Source organism: Actinokineospora globicatena, from assembly GCF_024171945.1.
GTDB lineage: Bacteria > Actinomycetota > Actinomycetes > Mycobacteriales > Pseudonocardiaceae > Actinokineospora > Actinokineospora globicatena.
On the sequence record NZ_JAMTCR010000004.1, the window covers coordinates 628,467 to 647,327 of the forward strand.

Genomic DNA, 18,861 nt, shown 5'->3' on the forward strand with positions numbered 1-18,861 from the left:
CGGTACCAAGGTGGTCCGCCGCTGTCGACGCAGGTGGGGTGGAGCGCGATGGTCGGACACGTGGTCGTCATCGGCGCCGGGGTCTACGGGGCCGCCGTCGCCGCCGGGTTGGCCAGCCGGGGCGCCCGGGTGACCGTGGTCGAGGCGGGTGCCCCCGCGTCCGGCACGTCCGGCGCGACCTTCTCGTGGACCAACTCCTGCGGCAAGCAACCGCGCAGCTACCACGACCTCGGTGTCGCGGGCATGGTCGCGCACCAGCGGCTGGCCGCCCGCGCCCCGCACAGCGACTGGTACCACGAGGGCGGCAACCTGGAGTGGGCCGCTGACGCCGACGGGGTCGCCCAGCTGCGCCGCAAGGTCGCCACGGTCGCCGAGTACGGGTACGCCGTGCGGTGGCTCACCCGGGCCGAGGTGCTCGCCCTCGAACCCGACATCGACCGCGCCGCCGTCCCCGCGGACGAGATCGCCTACTTCCCCCGCGAGGGCTGGGTCGAGCCGACCAGGCTGGTCGGGCACCTGCTGGCCACCGCGCTGTCGCGGGGCGCCCGACTGTTGCGCGACGACGCCGTGGTCGACCTGGACATGGGTCCCACCGCCGCGCTCCGGCTCACCTCGGGCAAGCGGGTGACCGCCGACGCCGTGGTCAACTGCGCCGGTCCGCACGCCACCCGCATCGCCGCGCTCGCCGGGCTCGACCTGCCGATGCGCAACACCCTCGGGGTGCTGATCTACACCTCGCCGGTCCCGGTGTCGGTCGCGCGCGTCGTGCACGCCCCCAACGTCCACCTGCGGCCCGACGGCGGCGGCAGGCTCCTGCTGCACACCCACCAGGTCGACGCCGCCGCGCGGATCACCGGCGGTCGGACGCGGGTCGACCAGGACGCCGTCGAGGTCGTCCTCGCCGCGGGCCGCGACCTCTACCCGGGCCTGCGCGACGCCACCGTCGAGAGCGTGCGCGTCGGCGAACGCCCCATCCCCGCTGACGGCCTGCCCGTCCTCGGCCGTGTCGCGGACATGCCCAACTTCCACTTCGCCGTCTCCCACAGCGGCACCACCCTGAGCGTGCACGCCGGTGACCTGGTCGCCGCGGAAGTGTTGGGGGAGAACCAGGACGACGTCCTCGGGCCGTTCCGCTATGAGCGCTTCCTGCCCGCCCTCAGCGCTTTCTGAGCCCGCTCACCCGGCGCGGACCGGGTGAGCGGCGCGCCTAGCGGATGTCGACGCGGTTCCAGAAGTAGTAGCCCGCCCCGCGCCCCCGGTTGTCCGGGTCGGTCGTGAGGTAGTGGCAGTCGTAGGAGTACCAGTAGGGCGGGTCCCAGAGGCGGTCGGAGTCGTAGTTGCAGACAGCCTCGTCGGTGTAGGGGCCGATGCTGTACCTGGCCCAGTAGTCAGCGCTGGCCGGGGTCACCCCGGTCACCACCGCGCCCACGGCGAGCACCGCGGCCGCCACCGCCTTCGCTTTCCTCATGCGTTCCTCCGTTCGGGTCGGATGAGCGAACGATCACATGCGGTGCGGCGGCCCAGGAATCCCCGTCACCCCAACGAACCAGCGCGCTCGGGGCCGTCGTCGACCGCCCGGCCGCGCCCGCTCGGACGTCCGGCCCACCGGGCTGACATCCGGCTGACACGGGGCTGACCGTCCACAAGTGACTGTCTCGTCCGGGTTCTCCGGTGTGGTGCGGACTGGCCGCTGCGCCGCCCGGCCCACTCCGCGATCCCCAGGTTGATCACCCACGCCGCGCCGAGCAGCAGTGCCCGCGTGGTCCCGCCCGGCTGGCCGAACACCACCACCCACGGCAACGTCACCACCACCTGCGTCCCGGCCGCGACCCCGATGGCGTACCCGCGGATCATCCACACCCGGTGCGCCCGGAGGTCCCTGCGCCGGATGGCGCGGTAGCCCTGCACCAGGGAGACGACCATGAGGGTGCCGAAGACCAACCGGAAGGTGGCCAACAGCTGGCCGTCACCGGGCGCGTCGGGGTAGGCGATGGTCATCCATAGCCCGGACAGCGCCGCAATCAGTCCACAAGGGAGAGTGATCCGGCCTGCCCGCCGGTGCCAGGACGATCGGCGCAGCCCGGGGGAGAACTGGAAGGCGCCGAGCAGGCTGAAGACCGTGGCGCCGACGATGTGCAGCACGATCGGGACCGGCGCGGCGGCGAACCGGGCGTTCTCGGCAGTCACCGGCGCCGCCAGCGTGGTCAGCCTGGCCGCCCCCGCGATGATCGGGACCGCGCTGAGCAGGACCAACGCCGCGGGCAACCGCTTGGTTCTCATGGACACCAGGCCATCGTGCTGCTCGGGCCCACCCCGGCACATCAGGACCAGGTACGGTCCCGCCCTAGTACTTTCGGCTCAGACCCGGTTGGTCTCGTACGCCCACATCGCGACCTCAACCCGGTTCCGCGCGCCCAACTTCCCCATCAGGCTGGCGATGTGCGACTTGACGGTGCTCAACGTGATGTGGAACTCGTCCGCGATCTCGTTGTTGGTCCGCCCGCGCGCCACCGAGACCAGCACCTGCTCTTCCCGCTCCGTCAACGGATCCACGAGCCGTGCGACCGGAGCCCGCCCCGCGAACGTGGCCAGAAGGCGCGCGGTGACACTCGGCGCGATCAACGCGTCCCCCGCTGCCGCCGCCCGCACCGCCTGCGCGAGCATGTCGGCCCCCGCGTTCTTCAACAGGAACCCCCGCGCCCCCGCCCGCAACGCCGCGTGCACGTACTCATCCAGGTCGAACGTCGTGATCACCACCACCGCGACCTCATCCGCCAACACCCGCGTCGCCTCGATCCCGTCCATCCCCGGCATCCGGATGTCCATCAAGCACACATCCGGCCGCTCCCGCCGCACCACCGCGACCGCCGCCGCCCCGTCCCCGGCCTCCCCCACCACCTCGATCCCCTGCTGCGCCCCCAGGATCATCACCAACCCGGTCCGGACGATCTCCTGGTCATCAGCCACCACCACCCGCACCGTCACCACGCCACTCCTGTCCTGGGGAGGTCTGCCGCACGTGTCGCCATCGCGCTGTGCTCGCATGGGGTGTAGCGCTGGTGTCTGACGCGGGCCCAGTCGCTGGGCTTGTGTGGCCGCACGGTCACCGCGCTACTCCCGTTCGCGGGAGGTCCGCTGTCACTGTCCAGCCGCGTTCGGGGGAGGGGCCGGCGGTGCAGGTGCCGCCGAGGAGGGTGGCGCGTTCGAGCATGCCGGTGAGGCCCAGGCCTGGGGGACGGGCGGGGGGTGGGTCGCCGTCGTCGGTGATGTGGAGGTGGATGGTGGTGGGGGTGATCTCGGCCAGGACCTCGATGGCGGTGGCGTGGCGGGCGTGACGGCGGGCGTTGGTGACGGCCTCCTGGGCGAGGCGGAACACCGTGGCCGCGATCGGGGCGGGCAACTCGGCGGCGTCGCCGACCACCCGAACGTCGACAGTGGGGTGACCGGTCGAGGTCAGGCTGGTCAGGTCGCCAACGGGGCCCATCTCCGGGAGTTCGCCCGCGCGCAAGACCCGGACCAGCGCGCGCATCTCGTCCAGCGCGCGGCCCGCCTCCTGCTCGATCACCCGCAACGCCGCCACCGCCGCCGCCGGGTCGGACGGCGCCACGGCGATCCCCGCCTGGGCCCGGATCGCCATCGCCGACACGTGGTGGGCGACGGTGTCGTGCAGGTCGCGCGCCAGCAGCAACCGCACCTGGTCGAGCTGCCGGGTCCGCGCCCTGGACCGGTACCGGACCGCCGCCCCGACGGCCATCGCGGCGGCCAGCACCAGGACCCCGGCCCCCGCGTCCGCCACCCGCTGGTACCCCAACAGCACCGCGAGCCCCACCTGCCCCACCATCACCACCGCACCGAGGCCCGCCTCCCGCCCCGACCCCCACCGGAACAGCGCGAACGGCAACAGCACCAGGTACACCATGACGTTGAGGTCAGGGAAGTTCCGCCCCATCATCACCGACGCGACCGCACACACCCCGAACGCGCCCCCCACCGCCCCCAACGGCGCCGACCGCCGCACCAACAGCACCGGTACCAACCCCACCGCCAGCACAGTGGACACAACCCCACCCCGCGCTACGCCCTCGACCAGCGCCACGGACACAAGGACGCCAACCAGCACCCAGTCCCACCACCGCAACGGCAGCGCGGCCGCAGGACGCGGCTCCCGCCAAAGCGAACGAAAGAGGTCGTACACCGCGTCAGTGTAAGAGCCTGGCCAGCGCAAACGCCTCAGCCGAAAGTACGTTCACCCGTCCCCAACACTCCGCGCCAACCCCACGATCGTGCGTCCCTCAACCCCAGGCCCGTGCGCCACCCACCACAGTGGTCCCGGGATCCCCCTTGCCCGCAACCCAAAGAACCGGTTGGCCAAAGCCCGTCCGGCTGTATGGCGCAAAGCCGTGCGGGCTCCGCCCCACGGAAGAGGGCGGAGCCCGCACGGGCCGGGAGGGACTAGACGGTGAGTGACCAGCTGTCGATCTTGCCCGCGTCGAAGCGGTACACGTCGCGCGCGCTCAGCTTCCAGGTGCCGTTCTTGGCCTCGCTGGAGAGGTTGACCGTGTAGGTGGCGCGGACGTCTGCGGCCGGGTCACCGGCCGAGGCCTCCTTCAGGCGGTAGGTGGTGCCGTCCGGGGCGACGAGCTCGAGGGCGACGTCACCGCGGTACGGGTGGGCGATGACGACCTCGACCGAGGCGGTGGCGCTGGCGTTGCCGGTGCAGCCGCTGACGGCGATATTGCTGGTGACCGCGGCACCGGCGTCCGGGATGGCGACGTCGTCGGCGTTGGTCTGCTTGGCGCAGGTCGGGTCCGGACCCGGGCCGGGGGTGGCGGTGATCTCCTTGGTGTAGAGGAGCTTGTTCGGCGAGCCGGAGCCCGCGTCGGTCACCTTGTTCGGGGTGGACAGCGAGATCAGCGCGTTCGCGACGTCGGCGGGGCTGGCGTTCGGGTGGCCCTGCAGGTACAGCGCCGCCGCGCCCGCGACGTGCGGGGTGGCCATCGAGGTACCGGAGTTGCCCGCGGTGCCGGTGTCGCTGCTGTAGGACAGCGAGGTGATGTTGGCGCCCGGCGCGAAGATGTCCACGCAGCTGCCGATGTTGGAGAAGCTGGACCGGCGGTCGCCCTGGTCGATGGAGGCGACGGTGATCGCCTCCGGGACGCGGGCCGGGCTGTAGTTGCACGCGCTGGCGGCGTTGTTGTTACCGGCGGCCACCGCGTAGACGAAGCCCGCGCGGATCGAGGCCTGGATCTGCTCGTCGCCGATGCCGGTCTCGAACTGGCCGATGCTGATGTTGACCACCGCGGGCTTCACGCCGTTGGCGGTGATCCACTCGACGGCGTCGGACAGCAGCGAGTCCGGGCCGTTGTTGTCGCAGCCCAGCACCCGCAGCGCGACCAGCTTCGCCTTCTTGGCCACGCCGTAGGTCTTGCTGACCGCGGTGCCCGAGGTGTGCGTGCCGTGGCCGTTGCAGTCCGAGGCGTCGTTGTCCTTGTCCAGGAAGTCGTACCCGGACCGCGCGCGGCCCTCGAAGTCCTGGTGGGTGATCCGCACGCCGCTGTCGACGCTGTAGACCGTGACGCCCTCGCCGGTGGCGTTGTACTCGTACTTGCGGTCGAGCGTGGTGTCGCGCTGGTCGACCCGGTCCAGGCCCCAGGTGGGGTTGGTCTGGACGTCGCTGCCGCGCATCTTGCCGTCCTGGTAGACGGTGCGCACGGCCGGGTCGGCGGCGAGCTTCTTGGCCTGCGCCTCGGTCATGCCGTGCACCGAGTACCCGCGCGCGGTGACCTTGTAGAGGGAGGCGATGGTGCCGCCGTACTTGGACACCAGCGACTGGGCGGACGCCTCGACGGCGGCACCGGAGGCCGACGCGTCGCGCAGCGCCACGATGTACTGGCCGGTGTAGTGCTCCTTGGCCTGGACCACCGTGCCCACCGCTTGGGCTGCCCCGGCCGGGACGGCGATGATCGCCCCGGCGCAGGCGGCGCCGAGCGCGAGCGCGGCCAGGCCGGTTTTCCGACTGAACATTGTTGGACTCCTCCGCGGCCGGTGCACAAGGGGCAGGGAAATGTCAGGGGACACACCGCCGCGCCACCACAATGCGGCCCGCCCGGCCGGTGGTGAATGGATGAGTGGATTGATGGGTACCCCTATTCAAAGTCCCGAAATGGGAATGGCGGTGGCAATGGCGCGCCACCGGCGGTGCATCGCCTGGTGGGGGACCGCGAGGTACCGTGCCGTCGTGACCACGCTCCCCCCGGTTCGGCTGCCGACGTCGTTGTTCGTCGGCCGCTCGACCGAGCTCGCCGAACTGGCGGGGTGCGTGCGCCGACCCCCGGCGGTGGCGCTGCTGGAGGGCGAGGCCGGGGTCGGCAAGACCCGGCTGGTCCGCGAGCTGCTGCGGCTGCCCCAGATCGCGGCCAGGACGGTGCTGGTCGGCGCCTGCCAGCCGATGCGGACCCCGTTGCCCTACGGCCCGGTCGTGGACATCCTGCGCGAGACCGGCGACCTGCTGGCCGGGGTGGCCGACCGGTTGCCGCCGGTCACCGGTGCGTTGCGACCGCTGCTCCCCGAGTTGGCACCGTTGCTCCCGCCGGAGCTCGAACGCGGCGACGCGGCCGTCGAGCGGCACCGGGTGTTCCGCGCGGTCCGCGAGCTGCTCGCCGCCTACGGCCCGATCCTGCTCGTCGTCGAGGACCTGCACTGGGCCGACGAGGGCACCCAGGACCTGCTGCGGTTCATCACCAGCCCACCGCCGCCCGAGCTGTCGGCCGTGTTCTCCTACCGCAAGGAGGAGGGCGCCGCCCTGCCCGGATCCGGCTACCGCCTGCTCGCCGACGCGCGCAACTCGCTGCTGCGCCTGCGCCCGCTCGAGCCAGGTCCGGTCGCCGCCCTCGCCGCCGACCTGCTCGGCACCGCCGAGGTCCCCGAGGACTTCGCGCTCGCCCTGCACCACCGCACCGCGGGCATCCCGTTCGTCATCGAGGAGGTCCTGCGGGAGGTTCGCGAGACCGGCGACACCACCACGCCCCGACCGACCGTGCTCGACCTCGTCGACATCCCCGACCTGCTGCGCGACACCATGTCCGACCGGCTCGCCCGGCTGGGACCGACCGTCTCCGCCGTCGTGCACGCCGCGGCCGTCCTGGACATGCCCGCCACCGAGCACGAGATCGGCACCGTCGCCGGGTTGCCCGCCCGCCGGGTCGGCAGCGCGCTGATCCGGGCGCTGGGCGCCGCGGTGCTGCACGAGACCGACACCGGCCGCTACGCGCTGCGCCACCCGCTGGCCAGGCAGGCCGCCTACATCTGCGTGCCCGGCCCGCAACGGCGCAGGCTGCACGCCAGGGCCGCCGACCTGCTCGCCGCCGCGCCCGACCCGCCCGTCGTCCGGCTCGCCCACCACCACCGGCGCGCGGGCGACCTGACGAACTGGGTGCGCAAGACCCTCGCCGCCGTCGACCAGGCCACCGAGGTCGGCGACACCGCGCTCGCCCTGCACCTGCTCGAGGACGCCCTGGTCGACGACGCGCTGCCCAGCCGGGCCCGCAACACCCTCGCGGTGCGGCTGAGCCGGGTCGCGCTCAACGCCATCGCGCACAGCAGCACCATCGAACGGCTCGGCGCCCTGCTGCGCGACGGGACGCTGGGGCGGACGGCGCGCGGGGAGGTGCGGCTCAACCTGGGGCGGTTGCTGATGAACCAGGCGGGCCGGATGGAGCTGGGCCAGAACGAGATCGAGATGGCCATCCACGACCTGCGCGACCGCCCGCTGCTGGCCGCGCGCGGGATGGCGGCGCTGTGCGTGCCCAGCTTCGGCGCCCACCCGGTCGAGTTCCACCTGCGCTGGCTCGGCGAGGCGCTGCGGGTCATCGAGGACGCCCGCGACCAGGAACTGGTGGCGTCCGTGCGGGCCAACGAGGTCACCGCGCTCGCGCAGACCGGCGACCCGGCGATGTGGGCCGCGGTGGCCGAACTCCCGGTGACCGCCCGCTCGTCGCGGGTCCGGCGCCAGCTCAGCCGCGCGTACAACAACCTGGCCGACGCGTCGGCCTGGCTCGGGCACTACGGCGCCGCCCGCGAGTACCTGGGCTTCGGCGGATCGCTGCTGGTCGACGCGGACGTGCCGTTCCTGTCCATGCTTGCCACCGGCACCGGGCTGCGCCTGGACGTCGCCGCCGGTCGGTGGGAGGGCCTGCCCGCCGCGGCCGCCGCGCTGATCGACGAGGCGGGCGAGATGGCCTACCTCGCCGCCGACGCCTGGCTCGCCCTCGCCTGGCTGTCGCTGGCCCGCGACGACCGCGAACTCGCCGCCCGGCACCTGGACGACGCCCTGGTCGCCGCACCGGAGAACGCCCCCGTGTCCCTCGCCGTGGCCGCTGGGCGGGTCGCGATTGCCTTGGCCCGGGGTGACGTCGCCGCTGCCGCCGTCGGTGCCGAGCGGGCGGTGGGGGAGGCCCGGCACAAGGGGAACTGGGTGTGGGCGGCGGACCTCGTGCCGCTGGCGACCCGCGCGTTCGTCCGCAGCGGCCGGATCGCCGACGCCGCCGACCTGGTCGCGGAGTACACCGACGGCATCGAGGGCCGGGACGCCCCACTCGCGGTCGCAGGCGCGGAACTGGCCAGGGGAGTCCTCGCCTCCGCCCGCGGCTACCACGAGGAAGCCGTCACCCACTACGCCGCCGCCGCCGACCACTACGCCGCCCTACCCCACCTGCACGCCGCCGCCTCGGCCAGGGAAGCCGCCGCCCGCTCCGCCCTCGACCTCGGCGACACCGCCGCCGCGACCCGCTACCTCACCGCCGCCACCACAGCCTTCGCCGACCTGGGCGCCACCCGCGACGAGGCCCGCTGCCGCCAGATCGCCCGCCGCTTCCGCCGCGGCACTCCCCGAGGCCGCAAGGGCTACGGCGACGACCTTTCGCCCCGGGAACGGGAGGTGGTGGACCTGGTCGCCGCCGGCCGCACCAACCGCCAGATCGCCCAGGAGCTCTACCTCTCCCCACGCACCGTCGAACACCACGTAGCCAAGGCAATGCGCAAACTAGGCCTAACCTCCCGCGCCGCCTTCGAACCCAACCCCACCTGACCACACCCGATCCCCCCGGACACCTCACGCGGCGGTCCCACCCCAGCCTTGGTTCGCGCGCCAGCCCACCTGACCCCCAGCCGCACGGAGCTTGTCCACAACCCCCCGACCCATCCACAGGTTCACGCGGCCGCTCTTGACAAGTCCCCGTTTTCGGTAGTGTCGAACGTGGGACCTCAGACCCCGGGAGGGTGGGCCCCACCACGCGAGTTGATCATGGAACTCGCGGCCGCCGAAGAGGGTCCCCGGTCAGTGCGGTCACGGATTCCGCGATCGGCGTAGCGCCCATCGAGCGGATCGGCGCTGTGCGAGCGCCCCGCCCCGCGATCCGCCCAGCTATCAGCAGCAGCCGCGCCCCTGCCCGTGGCCACCCACCCGCCACAGCCACTGCGCACCCCTTGTTCGCCAACCGCCCGACCGTCACAGCCGTGAGGCGCTCCTTGTCGCAACCGCCCAGCCTCTGGGCTCTTTCGTTCGCAACCGCCCGGCCGCCATGGCCACGAGGCGCCCCTTGTCCGCAACCGCCCAGCTGCAACAGCCGCTGGGCTCTCCTGTTCACAACGGCCCAACCGCCCGCAACGGCCGACTTGTCCACAACCCCGTGAGCCATCCACAGCTTCGCGCGGCCCCTCTTGACAAGTCCCCGTTTTCGGTAGTCTCGAACGTGGGACCTCAGACCCCGGGAGGGTGGGCCCCACCACGCGAGTTGATCATGGAACCCGCGGGCGTCGGAGCGGGTCTCCGGTCCAGGCGGAGCCGGATTTCGCGGTAGGCGAACCGCCTGCGCGGGCCGGTGAGGGTCCGCGATCAGCTGCCAGGGGCGAACCCGGCACGAGCGCGCCATCGTCCGAGGCGGAAAAGAGTGGGGCCGGGTGAGCGGTCCTGCAACCCGCTCACCCGGCCCCTGCCGCGATCACTTCAGCTGGCGACTACCGCCGTGCGGACACCGTGAGGGTGTAGTCCGCACTGCCCGACTTCCCGCCGCCGGTGGCGGTGACCTTGATCTTGTAGGTCCCTGGGGCCGCGGAGAAGGAGGCGGTCAGGAACAGCATCGAGGTCTGGTTGCCGCTGATGGTCGCGGGGACCAGTTGCGCGGTGACGCCCGAGGGCACGCCGCTCACCGTGAGGTTCACCGAGCCGGTGGCGCCGGTGACCCGGATGTTCGGGAACGCCGCGCCGCCGGGGGCGACGGTGCCCGAGGCGGGCGTCAGCGCGACCGTGAGGCCACCGGTGGGGGGCTCCTGGCCGCCGTCGCCGACGGTCAGGGTCAGGGTGGCCTGCTTGCTCACCGAGCCGGACGTGCCGGTGATGGTGACCCGGTACTCGCCCTTCGGGGTGCTCGACGAGGTGGTGACGGTCAGCTTGCCGGTGCGACCCGAGGTGATCGACGTCGGCTGGAACACCGCCTCCGCGCCGGAGGGCAGGCCGCTGGCCGAGAGCGTGATCTCCGCCGGGGAACCGCCGACGACCTCGCTGGTGATGTTCGTCGACGCCGACTTGCCCGGGTCGACCTTGAGCGCGGACGGGCTGACGCCGAGGCCGAACTCGCCGCCGGGGCCGCCCGCGCCGATGGTCAGCGCCAGGTTGGCCGTCTTGGTGCCGGTCGCGGTCTTGCCGGTGACGGTCAGCGTGTGGTTGCCGTCCGGGGTGCCGGGGGCGACGCTCACCGAGAGCTTGGCGCCCTCACCGGTCTTGATCGACGTCGGCTGGAACACCGCCTCCACGCCCGAGGGCGCCCCGGACACGGTCAGCGTCAGGTCCTCCGGGGACGACCCGGCCGTGGTGTTGACCGCGACCGACCCGCTGGACCCGGCGTTGACCCGCAGCGAGGACGGGTTCACCGCGACCCCGAACTCACCGGTCGGCGGTGTGGTCGTGCCGACCTTCTCCTTGACCCAGTCGCCCATCTCGTTGTCGAGCCGGGCCCAGATGCCGTACCACTTGAAGTCCGAGCGGCTCCACGACGCGACGCCGACGAGCCTGCCGTTGACCACCAGCGGGCCGCCGCTGTCACCGGGCAGGATCGTCGAGCGGCCGTCCGGGTACCCGGCGCAGATCATGTACGCCGACTTGAACCCGGCGCCGACGCCCTGGCAGACCGAGTCGCCGTTGACGATGGGGAAGTTCTGCTTGTCCAGCGAGACGTCGGCCGGGCTGTCCTCGTGCGTCTTCTTGCCGTAGCCGATGCTCAGCGCCGAGTCGCCGACCTTCCAGACGTTGCCCGCGTCGGCCGAGGTGGCGAACTTGGCCCACTTGTCCTGCGAGAGCGGGATGTCCTCGTTCGTGGTCACCACGGCGACGTCGTAGCCCTGGTCGAAGTTGACGTACTTCGGGTGCTTCTCGTACGACTTGACCGTCAGCGTGGTGCCGGTGCCCACGGACAGGTCGTCGAGCCCGTAGAGGAACGTCTTGGTGCCCGCCAGGTCGTAGCAGTGCGCGGCGACCAGGATGCTGCGCTTGCCGACGACCGAGCCGGTGCAGGACTGGCCCTTGGGCCGCGAGCCGCCCTCGCGCAGCGCGCCGATGACCGCCGGGTAGTCCGACAGGGTGGCGTCGACGCCCTTGTAGATCTGCGCGGTCGCGTCGGGGACCGGCACCGGGGTGTCGCCCTCGAAGGTGGCCGCCTTGGCGTTGGACGGGGCCGCGTTGGCGACCGCGACGACCGCGAGCGCGCTCACCGCGACACCCACCGCCACCGCGCCCGCGCGCAGGGAACGCTTGTTCGTGAACATGGGACTTCTCTCCGATGCGGGGGAGCCGGGGGTCACCCGGGCACGGCGGGTCACGGGGTCAGGGTCCAGGCGGTGAGGGTGCCGGTGTCGAAGCGGTAGACGTCGGAGACCCGCAGCTTCCAGGTCCCGTTCTTCGCCTGGCCGGAGGCGTTGACGGTGTAGGTGGTGTGGATGCCCGCGCTGTCGCCGAGGCCGCCGGAGGGGCGCAGGTTGAACACCGCGCCGGACGGGCCGACCAGGTCGATGGCCAGGTCAGCGGTGAAGGCGTGGTCGATGTCGACCTTGACGGTCGTCGACGCCGAGGCGTTGCCGGTGCAGTTGGCCATGGTCACGGGGGAGTCCACCGAGCTGGCGTCCGGGATGGCGACGGAGCTGGTGCTCGACTGCGGCGCGCAGGTGCCCGGGTTGGGCGGGGTCGAGCCGCCGAGCTCCTTGACGTAGAGCAGCTTGTTCGGCGAGCCCTTGGGGTCGCTGATCTTGTCCGGGGTGGTCGCGGCCAGCAGCGCCTGGGTGACCTGCGAGGGGGTGCTGCCCGGCTTGGCGGTCAGGTACAGCGCCGCGGCGCCCGCGACGTGCGGGGTGGCCATCGAGGTGCCCGACATCGTCCCGGACGAGCCGTTCTGCAGCGTCGAGAGGATGTTGGTGCCCGGGGCGAACAGGTCGACGCAGGTGCCGTAGTTCGAGCCCTGGCCGTTGTTCCACAGCGAGCGCTTGTCGGCGTTGTCGGAGGCGCCGACGGTGATCGCGCTGGGGGTGCGGGCCGGGCTGGTCTGGCACGCGTCGCCGTTGTTGTTGCCCGCGGCGATGGTCGAGGTGATGCCCTTCTGCACGACCTTGGCCACGGCGTCGTCCACCGAGGAGTTGGAGCTGCCGCCGAGGCTGGCGGTCATCACCGAGTTCGCGCCCGCGTTCGCCGCGACCCAGTCGAACCCGCCGATGATCTGCGACCACTGGCCCGAGCTCTGGCAGTCCAGCACGCGGACGGCGACGATCTTGACCTTCTTGGCCACGCCGTAGGTGGCGCTACCGACGGTGCCCGCGACGTGCGTGCCGTGCCCGTGGCAGTCGGAGGCGTCGGCGTCGTTGTCGATGAAGTCGCGCCCGGAGGTGACGCGGCCGCCGAAGTCCGAGTGACCGCGGTAGACGCCGGTGTCGACGACGTAGACCGTCGCGCCCTCACCGTCGTTGGGGTACGCGTACTTGTTGTCCGCGGGCAGCGACCGCTGGTCGATCCGGTCGAGGCCCCAGGTCGGGTTGGGCTGCTCGCCGGTGCCGTGCGCGATGCCGTCCTGCTCGACGTAGGCCACCTTCGGGTCGGCGGCCAGGCGGCGAGCCTGCTGGTCGGACATCGACACCGAGAACCCGCGCAGCGCCGTGCCGTAGGTCAGCTTCCGCTGCCCGCCGTACTGGCTCGCCAGGTCCGCCGACACCGCGTCGACCGACTGGGTGCTCGCGCCGTCCTTGAGGACCACGATGTAGCTCCCGGCAACCGTCCCGGGCGCCCCCGCGCCGCGGACCGAGCCCTCCGCCGGAGCGGCGAGAGCGGGTGCCACCGCGGCCACGAGCGCCGCGCCCGCCACCACGCCCATCACGGCCAACGACCGCATCGAATACCTGTAATTCATCGAAACTCCATTTCACCGCGCCGGGGGCGGTGCCACCTCGGCGAGTGGCCGCGAGCAGGGTTGTAACGGGCGACCACCGCCGCCCACTTTTCCCCCAACCCAGTGGCCAGCCAATCCACGCGCATTTAAGTGGAGATACCCATTTATTTGCCGCCCGGCCCCCAAGCGCGCCCCCACTCGGCTCCCGAAAACCCCCAAGAAACCCCACCCCAGAATGCGCCCCGCCCCCACTGCGCCCCGGTCCGCACCCCGCACCCCACCCGGCCTCGCCTCACCGCCGCGCTGCCCCAGTCCCCGCCCACACCCGCCCCGCCGACGCCTTGGCCAGCACCGGCCTTCGACGCCCCACCCGGCCTGCCCCGCCAAACCGACGCCCTGGTCGGCGCCCGCCTTCGACGCCCCACCCAGCCCGCCCCGCCACTCCGACGTCCGGCCACCCCCGGCCCAAGCCGCACACCTCAGGGCCAGACCTTTCCCCTGCGGCTACGCCGCCTCAGCACTTCAGCACCGCGTCTGTCGCCACTCACCCCGCCAAGCCGATGCCCTGGCCAGCGCCGGACCTTCGTCCGCGCCACCCGACCTGAGCCCCCACTCCGACGTCCGGCCGCCCCCCGCCCAAGCCGCGTACCTCAGGGCTAGACCTTTGCCATCCCCAGTACCCCGCGGCTACGCCACCTCAGCACTCCAGCACCCGCGTCCGCTGCTGCCCGCCGCAATGACCGCGACCCCCAACCCCGGCAATCCGCCCCGGCCTCTTCCCTCACGCCCCAAGCCGCCCCGCCATGCCCGCCCCCAGCTGCTGGTCGAGCCCCCTGCCGCGCCCGCCGCCCCGTTCCGGAGGCCGCCCCCGCGAACCCCAGCCCCCACCCTGTCCCGGGGGGCGTCCCCAGGCCCAGTCTACAAGGACCCCCTCCCCCGAAGGGGTGACGGCGAAAACCTGTGGACAACTCGGGGCCTTGTGGACAACCGCGACCTGGGCCGGAGCGCGGTGCGATCGACAATTCACCCGCTGGAGCAGCGGGCAAGGGGGCAGTGCAGCGCCTGGCAGCCGGGTTCGGCGGGTGACGCGCGGGGTCGCAACGGGCGCGGCGGGAGCCTCAGTGAGCAAGAGGCAGCAAGGAAACCGGGGCACCCCGGGAGTGGGTCAGATGGTGCGCAGGACCGACACCACGGTGCCGAGGATGACGGCGTTGTCCCCGTCCAGCACCTCGTACGCATCGTTGCGCGGTTCGAGGAACACGTGTCCGTTGCGGCGGCGGTAGACCTTCACCGTTGCCTCGTCGTCGATCATTGCGGCGACGACCTGTCCCGAGTGCGCCTCCGACCCCTGCCGCACAACGACCATGTCCCCGTCGCAAATTGCGGCGTCGACCATCGAGTCGCCCCGCACGCGCAACGCGAACACGGTGCCCCGTCCGGTCAGCTCGCGCGACAGGGTCAGGACGTCGTCCACGTGCTCCGAGGCGGTGATCGGCGCCCCGGCCGCGATGTCGCCGACGACCGGCACCGGTACCGAGTCCGATGACTCCGGTTCCGGCGAACCCAGGAACGCCCGCACGTCGATCGGCCGCGACACCGCCGTGCCCCGGCGCAGGAAACCCTTGTCCTCCAGGCTCGCCAGGTGCCGCGACACCGCCGACGTCGAGCGCAGGCCGACCGCCTCGCCGAGCTCGCGGGTGCTGGGGGAGTAGCCGTGCCGGACCACCCAGTCGCCGATCGCGAGCAGGATGCGCTGCTGCCGCTCGGGAAGGGTCGAGGCGTCAAGGCCGTCGAAGAACTCGGTGGTCACCGCGCGATCCTAGTGAGCGTCCACGGCCGACCCGTCAGCGGGCGTTCACCGCGATGTCGTCGAGCACGAAGCTGGTGACGTTCGCCGTGTCGCCCCAGCCCGAGAACCAGATGCTGATCGACCTGCCCGCGTAGGCCGACAAGTCCACTGTGTACTGCTGGTACCCCGCTGGCGCCGTGCCGCCCGGCACCGTGGCCAGCACCTTCCCGTCGACCTTCACGTTCAGCTTGTCCCGGTCGTCCCTGGTCTCCTCGTAGCTGACCTTCACCCAGAAGGTGAGTGTCGACCACCCGCACTCCTGGGGGATCCGCACGTCCTGCGCGAGGTGCCCGCCCATCGAGGTGAACGCCGGGACCTTGGCCGCCCAGGACCCGGTGCGCGGCGCGTCGGCCCCGGTGTGCTGGTCGATGTAGTACCCGCTCGACCACCACGTCGCGTCGCCGCTCTCGAACCCCGGGTTGACCAGCTTCTGCCCGCCGCTCGGGCACGTCCACCCCGGCGGTACGACCGTCACCCGGAACTGCGACACCGTCACGCGGTTCGCCTTGTCCTTGGCCGACACGCTCACCGGGCTGTTGACCAGCGTCTGCGTCGGGGTCCCCGAGATCAGCCCGGTGCCCGCGTTGATGCTCGTCCCGGTCGGCAGCCCGGTCGCCGACCACGTGTACGGCGCCGTACCCCCGATCGCGGTCATCTGGATGGTCATCGGCGTGCCGGTCCGTTGCGCCCGGTAGCCGGGGTTCGACACGATCGGGTAGCCCGGTCTGCTCCCCGTGCCCACGACCAGTAGTCGGTTCGGCGAGCCCGTGCCCGCGTCGGTGACCTTGCCCGCGGTGGCGTCGAGCGCAATGTGCGATGCGACCTGCGCCGGTGCGGTCGCGGGGTCCACCGCGAGCAACAATGCTGCCGCCCCGGCCACGTGCGGTGCCGCCATGGATGTCCCGCTGATGGTGTTGGTCGCGCCCGAGTAGCCCGTCCAGGCCGAGGTGATGCCGTCGCCAGGGGCGAACAGGTCGACGCAGGTGCCGGTGTTCGAGAACGACGATCGCGCATCGTCTTCGCTCGTAGACCCAACGGTGATGGCTTCCGCTGTCCGCGCGGGGGATTGCAGGCACGCGTCAGCGCTGTCGTTGCCCGCGGAGACCGTCGTGGTGATCCCGTCCGCGATCAACCGCCGGATCGCCGCGTCGAGCACCGGGTCCGCGTCGCCGCCGAGGCTGAGGTTCGCCACGGCCGGACCCGACGTGTGGTGCGCGATCACCCAGTCGAAGCCCGCGACAACGGTTTCGACGGTGCCCTCCCCGTTGCAGTCGAGGACCTTCACAGCGACAAGTTTGACCTCCTTGGCGACACCGTGGCTCGTGCCACCTATGGTTCCCGCAACGTGGCTACCGTGCCCGTTGCAATCGGTGGCCTGGCCGTCGCCGGTGGTGTTGGTGCCCCAGATCGCGCGGCCGCCGAAGTCGTCGTGCGCCGTGTAGATCCCTGTGTCGATGACGTACGCCGTGACGGTCGACGCCGTGGTCGTGTAGGTGTACGCGTCGTCGAGGTCGGCGGTGCGCTGGTCGATCCGGTCCAACCCCCACGACGGCGGATAGCTCTGCGTCGTGTCCGCGCGGACGCGCTTGTTCGGCTGCACCAACGCCACCGCCGGATCCGCCGCCAACGCCCGAGCCTGCCGGGGCGCCGCGGCCGCCGTCGGCGCCGACCCGCCCAGCCCGACCGCGACAGCCACCGCCAACGACAGCGCCTTGCCCACCCCGACCTCCCCTGGTCCACTGACGTCTCGCACAGTAGGAACCGGGGCCGGGGGAGTGGCGTGATCAGCGGACCTTCACCGCAACGCCGGAGTCCGCCACCCGTTCAGCGCAACACCTCGCCGACCGGGCGGCGCGGCGTGACGGCACCGGGATGGCCGTACCCGAACCGCAGGACCAGGTGTGCCGCCGCGCCGACGAGCACGCTGAGGGCGTCGCGAGTCGCGGGAACCTCGATCGGCTGGGACAGCGGCGATACGGCGAGCCCTGCCGCGCAAGCCTCGAGCAGAACCGCCTGCAACGCTTGTCCCGCAGCGAGGTGGTCGTTGTGGGTGTCGCCGACGGTTGTCAGCACGCCGAGCAGCGGCAGCTGTTCGAACGGGACAGCGGGTGCCCGAGAACCAAGTTCCCGCAACACGATCACAGTGTCCGCAGTGGATGGACGACCCGCGGCGGCCACCGGGACGCCGTCGAGCCGGTCGCGCCCGCCGGTCCACCCGCGCACCTCGGTGACGTGCGCCAGGTCCTGGCCGAGCACGTGGTCCGCGCGGCGGATCAGGTCCGCCACCGCACCGACGTCGGCGGGCTGGTCCATCAGGTGCAGTTGCGCGCCCTCTCCAGCCGCCGCGCGCATCAGGGCCGTCTTGGCCGGGGACGGCACCGGGTGGTCCAGGAACGGCCTGCGGTTGGTGTGCCTGCGCCACACAGCCTCTGCCAGTGCTCGTTCGTGCGGCGACGGCCGGTACTTGCCGTCCAGCACGACCGAGGCCACTAGGTCTGGCCGCGTTCTGTCGGGCAACACGGCCAGCTCGGAGCGTTGACCGGACACCGCGAGGGCGAGGCGCAAAGTGTAAATCGCTGCCCCGCAAGCGATGTGTGCCTCGTGCGCCTTGGGATCGGTCACCGCGAGCACCCGGGATTGGTCCAGCCACACGTCGACGCGGTCCGGGTGCACCGCGAACTCCCACGGTTGCGTGTTAAAGGGTGATGGGGCTCGCACCGCGGCCGCGATAGCCGCGTGCACGGTCGAAACGGTGGTGGACATGAGTTCCCTCCCGTGTCAGCACCAGACTGCCCCGCAGCTCGCCTCTCGGGTAGCGGCCGCGGTCCCTGTCGAAGAGGGACCTTGGTCCCTGCGTGAGGTCTGGTGTGGACCACCCAGTCCGGGACCTACGACAGTGCCACGACCCGCTGCAGGCGCATAGCGTTGGACTCAGCCAAGCAACGCAGGAGGACCGGATGCGCGCCCGCGATGTCATGAGCAGTCCCGTCGTCACCGCGACACCGGCCACGGCCGTGAAGGATGCCGCTGGGCTGTTGGCATCGCACGGTTTCACGACCCTGCCGGTGGTGTCGGAGGACGGCAAACTCGTTGGCGTCGTCACCGAGGCAGACATCGTCCGCGACCGCTTCCCCCGCGACGCACGGTTCCGCCACTTGCACACCGCCGACGCGCCACCCCCGAACATCGTCGCCGACGTGATGACCAGCCCCGCCACCAGCGTGGACGCGGGCACCGACGTCGTCGACCTGGTGTCCACCATGCTCGACGACGGCATTCGCGCCCTACCCGTCGTACACGGCGACGAGCTGCTCGGAATCATCACCCGCGGCGACCTGGTCCGCCTCCTCACCCGCGACGACGAGGTCCTGGCCACCGACCTGCGCCACCGCCTGGAGCTCTACGGCGACCCCACCCGCTGGACCGTCACCGTCCACAACGGCACCGCCACCATCACCGACGAGCTCAACGACCCCACCGACCACCACGTCGCCGAAGTCCTCGCCACCTCGATCCCCGGCATCACCTCAGCCCACGTCAACCACCGCCGCGACCACTGACCCGAAGTTGCTTACTACCAAGGATTTACTG

The 18,861-nt window shown here is 72.0% G+C and carries 13 protein-coding genes; 3 read left to right on the plus strand and 10 right to left on the minus strand.

Annotated elements, in window-relative coordinates; all coding sequences use genetic code 11:
* Nucleotides 1-48 precede the first annotated feature (48 nt).
* Nucleotides 49-1,170 carry an NAD(P)/FAD-dependent oxidoreductase gene (locus tag LV79_RS21715; RefSeq protein WP_253840015.1) on the plus strand — a complete coding sequence of 374 codons (1,122 nt, stop codon included), beginning with the start codon at nt 49-51 and terminating at the stop codon, nt 1,168-1,170.
* A gap of 37 nt (nt 1,171-1,207) precedes the next feature.
* On the opposite strand, the gene LV79_RS21720 is transcribed toward LV79_RS21715, so the two are convergent.
* The 5 genes from LV79_RS21720 to LV79_RS21740 all read right to left on the minus strand — a co-directional run bounded on the left by LV79_RS21720 (nt 1,208) and on the right by LV79_RS21740 (nt 6,024).
* Nucleotides 1,208-1,468, minus strand: a complete 261-nt coding sequence (locus tag LV79_RS21720; protein WP_253840017.1) for a hypothetical protein — start codon at nt 1,466-1,468, stop codon at nt 1,208-1,210.
* Nucleotides 1,469-1,533: 65 nt separating this feature from the next.
* Nucleotides 1,534-2,280 carry a DUF2306 domain-containing protein gene (locus tag LV79_RS21725; protein ID WP_253840384.1) on the minus strand — a complete coding sequence of 249 codons (747 nt, stop codon included), beginning with the start codon at nt 2,278-2,280 and terminating at the stop codon, nt 1,534-1,536.
* Between the two features lie 78 nt (nt 2,281-2,358).
* Nucleotides 2,359-2,985 carry a response regulator transcription factor gene (locus LV79_RS21730; protein ID WP_253840019.1) on the minus strand — a complete coding sequence of 209 codons (627 nt, stop codon included), beginning with the start codon at nt 2,983-2,985 and terminating at the stop codon, nt 2,359-2,361.
* Nucleotides 2,986-3,103: 118 nt separating this feature from the next.
* Complete coding sequence (locus LV79_RS21735; RefSeq protein ID WP_253840021.1) at nt 3,104-4,195, minus strand: sensor histidine kinase; 1,092 nt, start codon at nt 4,193-4,195, stop codon at nt 3,104-3,106.
* Between the two features lie 257 nt (nt 4,196-4,452).
* Nucleotides 4,453-6,024: a S8 family serine peptidase gene (locus LV79_RS21740; RefSeq protein ID WP_253840023.1), complete on the minus strand. Its 1,572-nt coding sequence runs from the start codon at nt 6,022-6,024 to the stop codon at nt 4,453-4,455.
* Nucleotides 6,025-6,238: 214 nt separating this feature from the next.
* Here LV79_RS21740 and LV79_RS21745 point away from each other — a divergent pair, with 214 nt between their 5' ends.
* On the plus strand, nt 6,239-9,085 hold the full coding sequence (locus tag LV79_RS21745) for a helix-turn-helix transcriptional regulator (RefSeq protein ID WP_253840025.1): 2,847 nt from the start codon (nt 6,239-6,241) through the stop codon (nt 9,083-9,085).
* Nucleotides 9,086-10,014: 929 nt separating this feature from the next.
* On the opposite strand, the gene LV79_RS21750 is transcribed toward LV79_RS21745, so the two are convergent.
* The 5 genes from LV79_RS21750 to LV79_RS21770 all read right to left on the minus strand — a co-directional run bounded on the left by LV79_RS21750 (nt 10,015) and on the right by LV79_RS21770 (nt 18,033).
* Nucleotides 10,015-11,817 carry a trypsin-like serine protease gene (locus LV79_RS21750; protein WP_253840027.1) on the minus strand — a complete coding sequence of 601 codons (1,803 nt, stop codon included), beginning with the start codon at nt 11,815-11,817 and terminating at the stop codon, nt 10,015-10,017.
* 50 nt (nt 11,818-11,867) lie between these two features.
* Nucleotides 11,868-13,442, minus strand: coding sequence for a S8 family peptidase (locus tag LV79_RS21755; protein WP_253840028.1), 1,575 nt, complete (start codon nt 13,440-13,442; stop codon nt 11,868-11,870).
* A 1,144-nt stretch (nt 13,443-14,586) separates the two neighbouring features.
* Nucleotides 14,587-15,231 (minus strand): transcriptional repressor LexA, encoded by a 645-nt coding sequence (gene lexA / locus LV79_RS21760; RefSeq protein ID WP_253840029.1) that lies wholly within the window; start codon nt 15,229-15,231, stop codon nt 14,587-14,589.
* A gap of 34 nt (nt 15,232-15,265) precedes the next feature.
* The gene (locus tag LV79_RS21765; protein ID WP_372495390.1) at nt 15,266-16,990 is read right to left on the minus strand and encodes a S8 family serine peptidase; all 1,725 of its coding nucleotides are present in this window, start codon (nt 16,988-16,990) and stop codon (nt 15,266-15,268) included.
* Between the two features lie 104 nt (nt 16,991-17,094).
* Nucleotides 17,095-18,033 carry an Acg family FMN-binding oxidoreductase gene (locus tag LV79_RS21770; protein ID WP_253840030.1) on the minus strand — a complete coding sequence of 313 codons (939 nt, stop codon included), beginning with the start codon at nt 18,031-18,033 and terminating at the stop codon, nt 17,095-17,097.
* A gap of 194 nt (nt 18,034-18,227) precedes the next feature.
* Here LV79_RS21770 and LV79_RS21775 point away from each other — a divergent pair, with 194 nt between their 5' ends.
* Nucleotides 18,228-18,830 (plus strand): CBS domain-containing protein, encoded by a 603-nt coding sequence (locus tag LV79_RS21775; RefSeq protein ID WP_253840031.1) that lies wholly within the window; start codon nt 18,228-18,230, stop codon nt 18,828-18,830.
* Nucleotides 18,831-18,861: the final 31 nt, after the last annotated feature.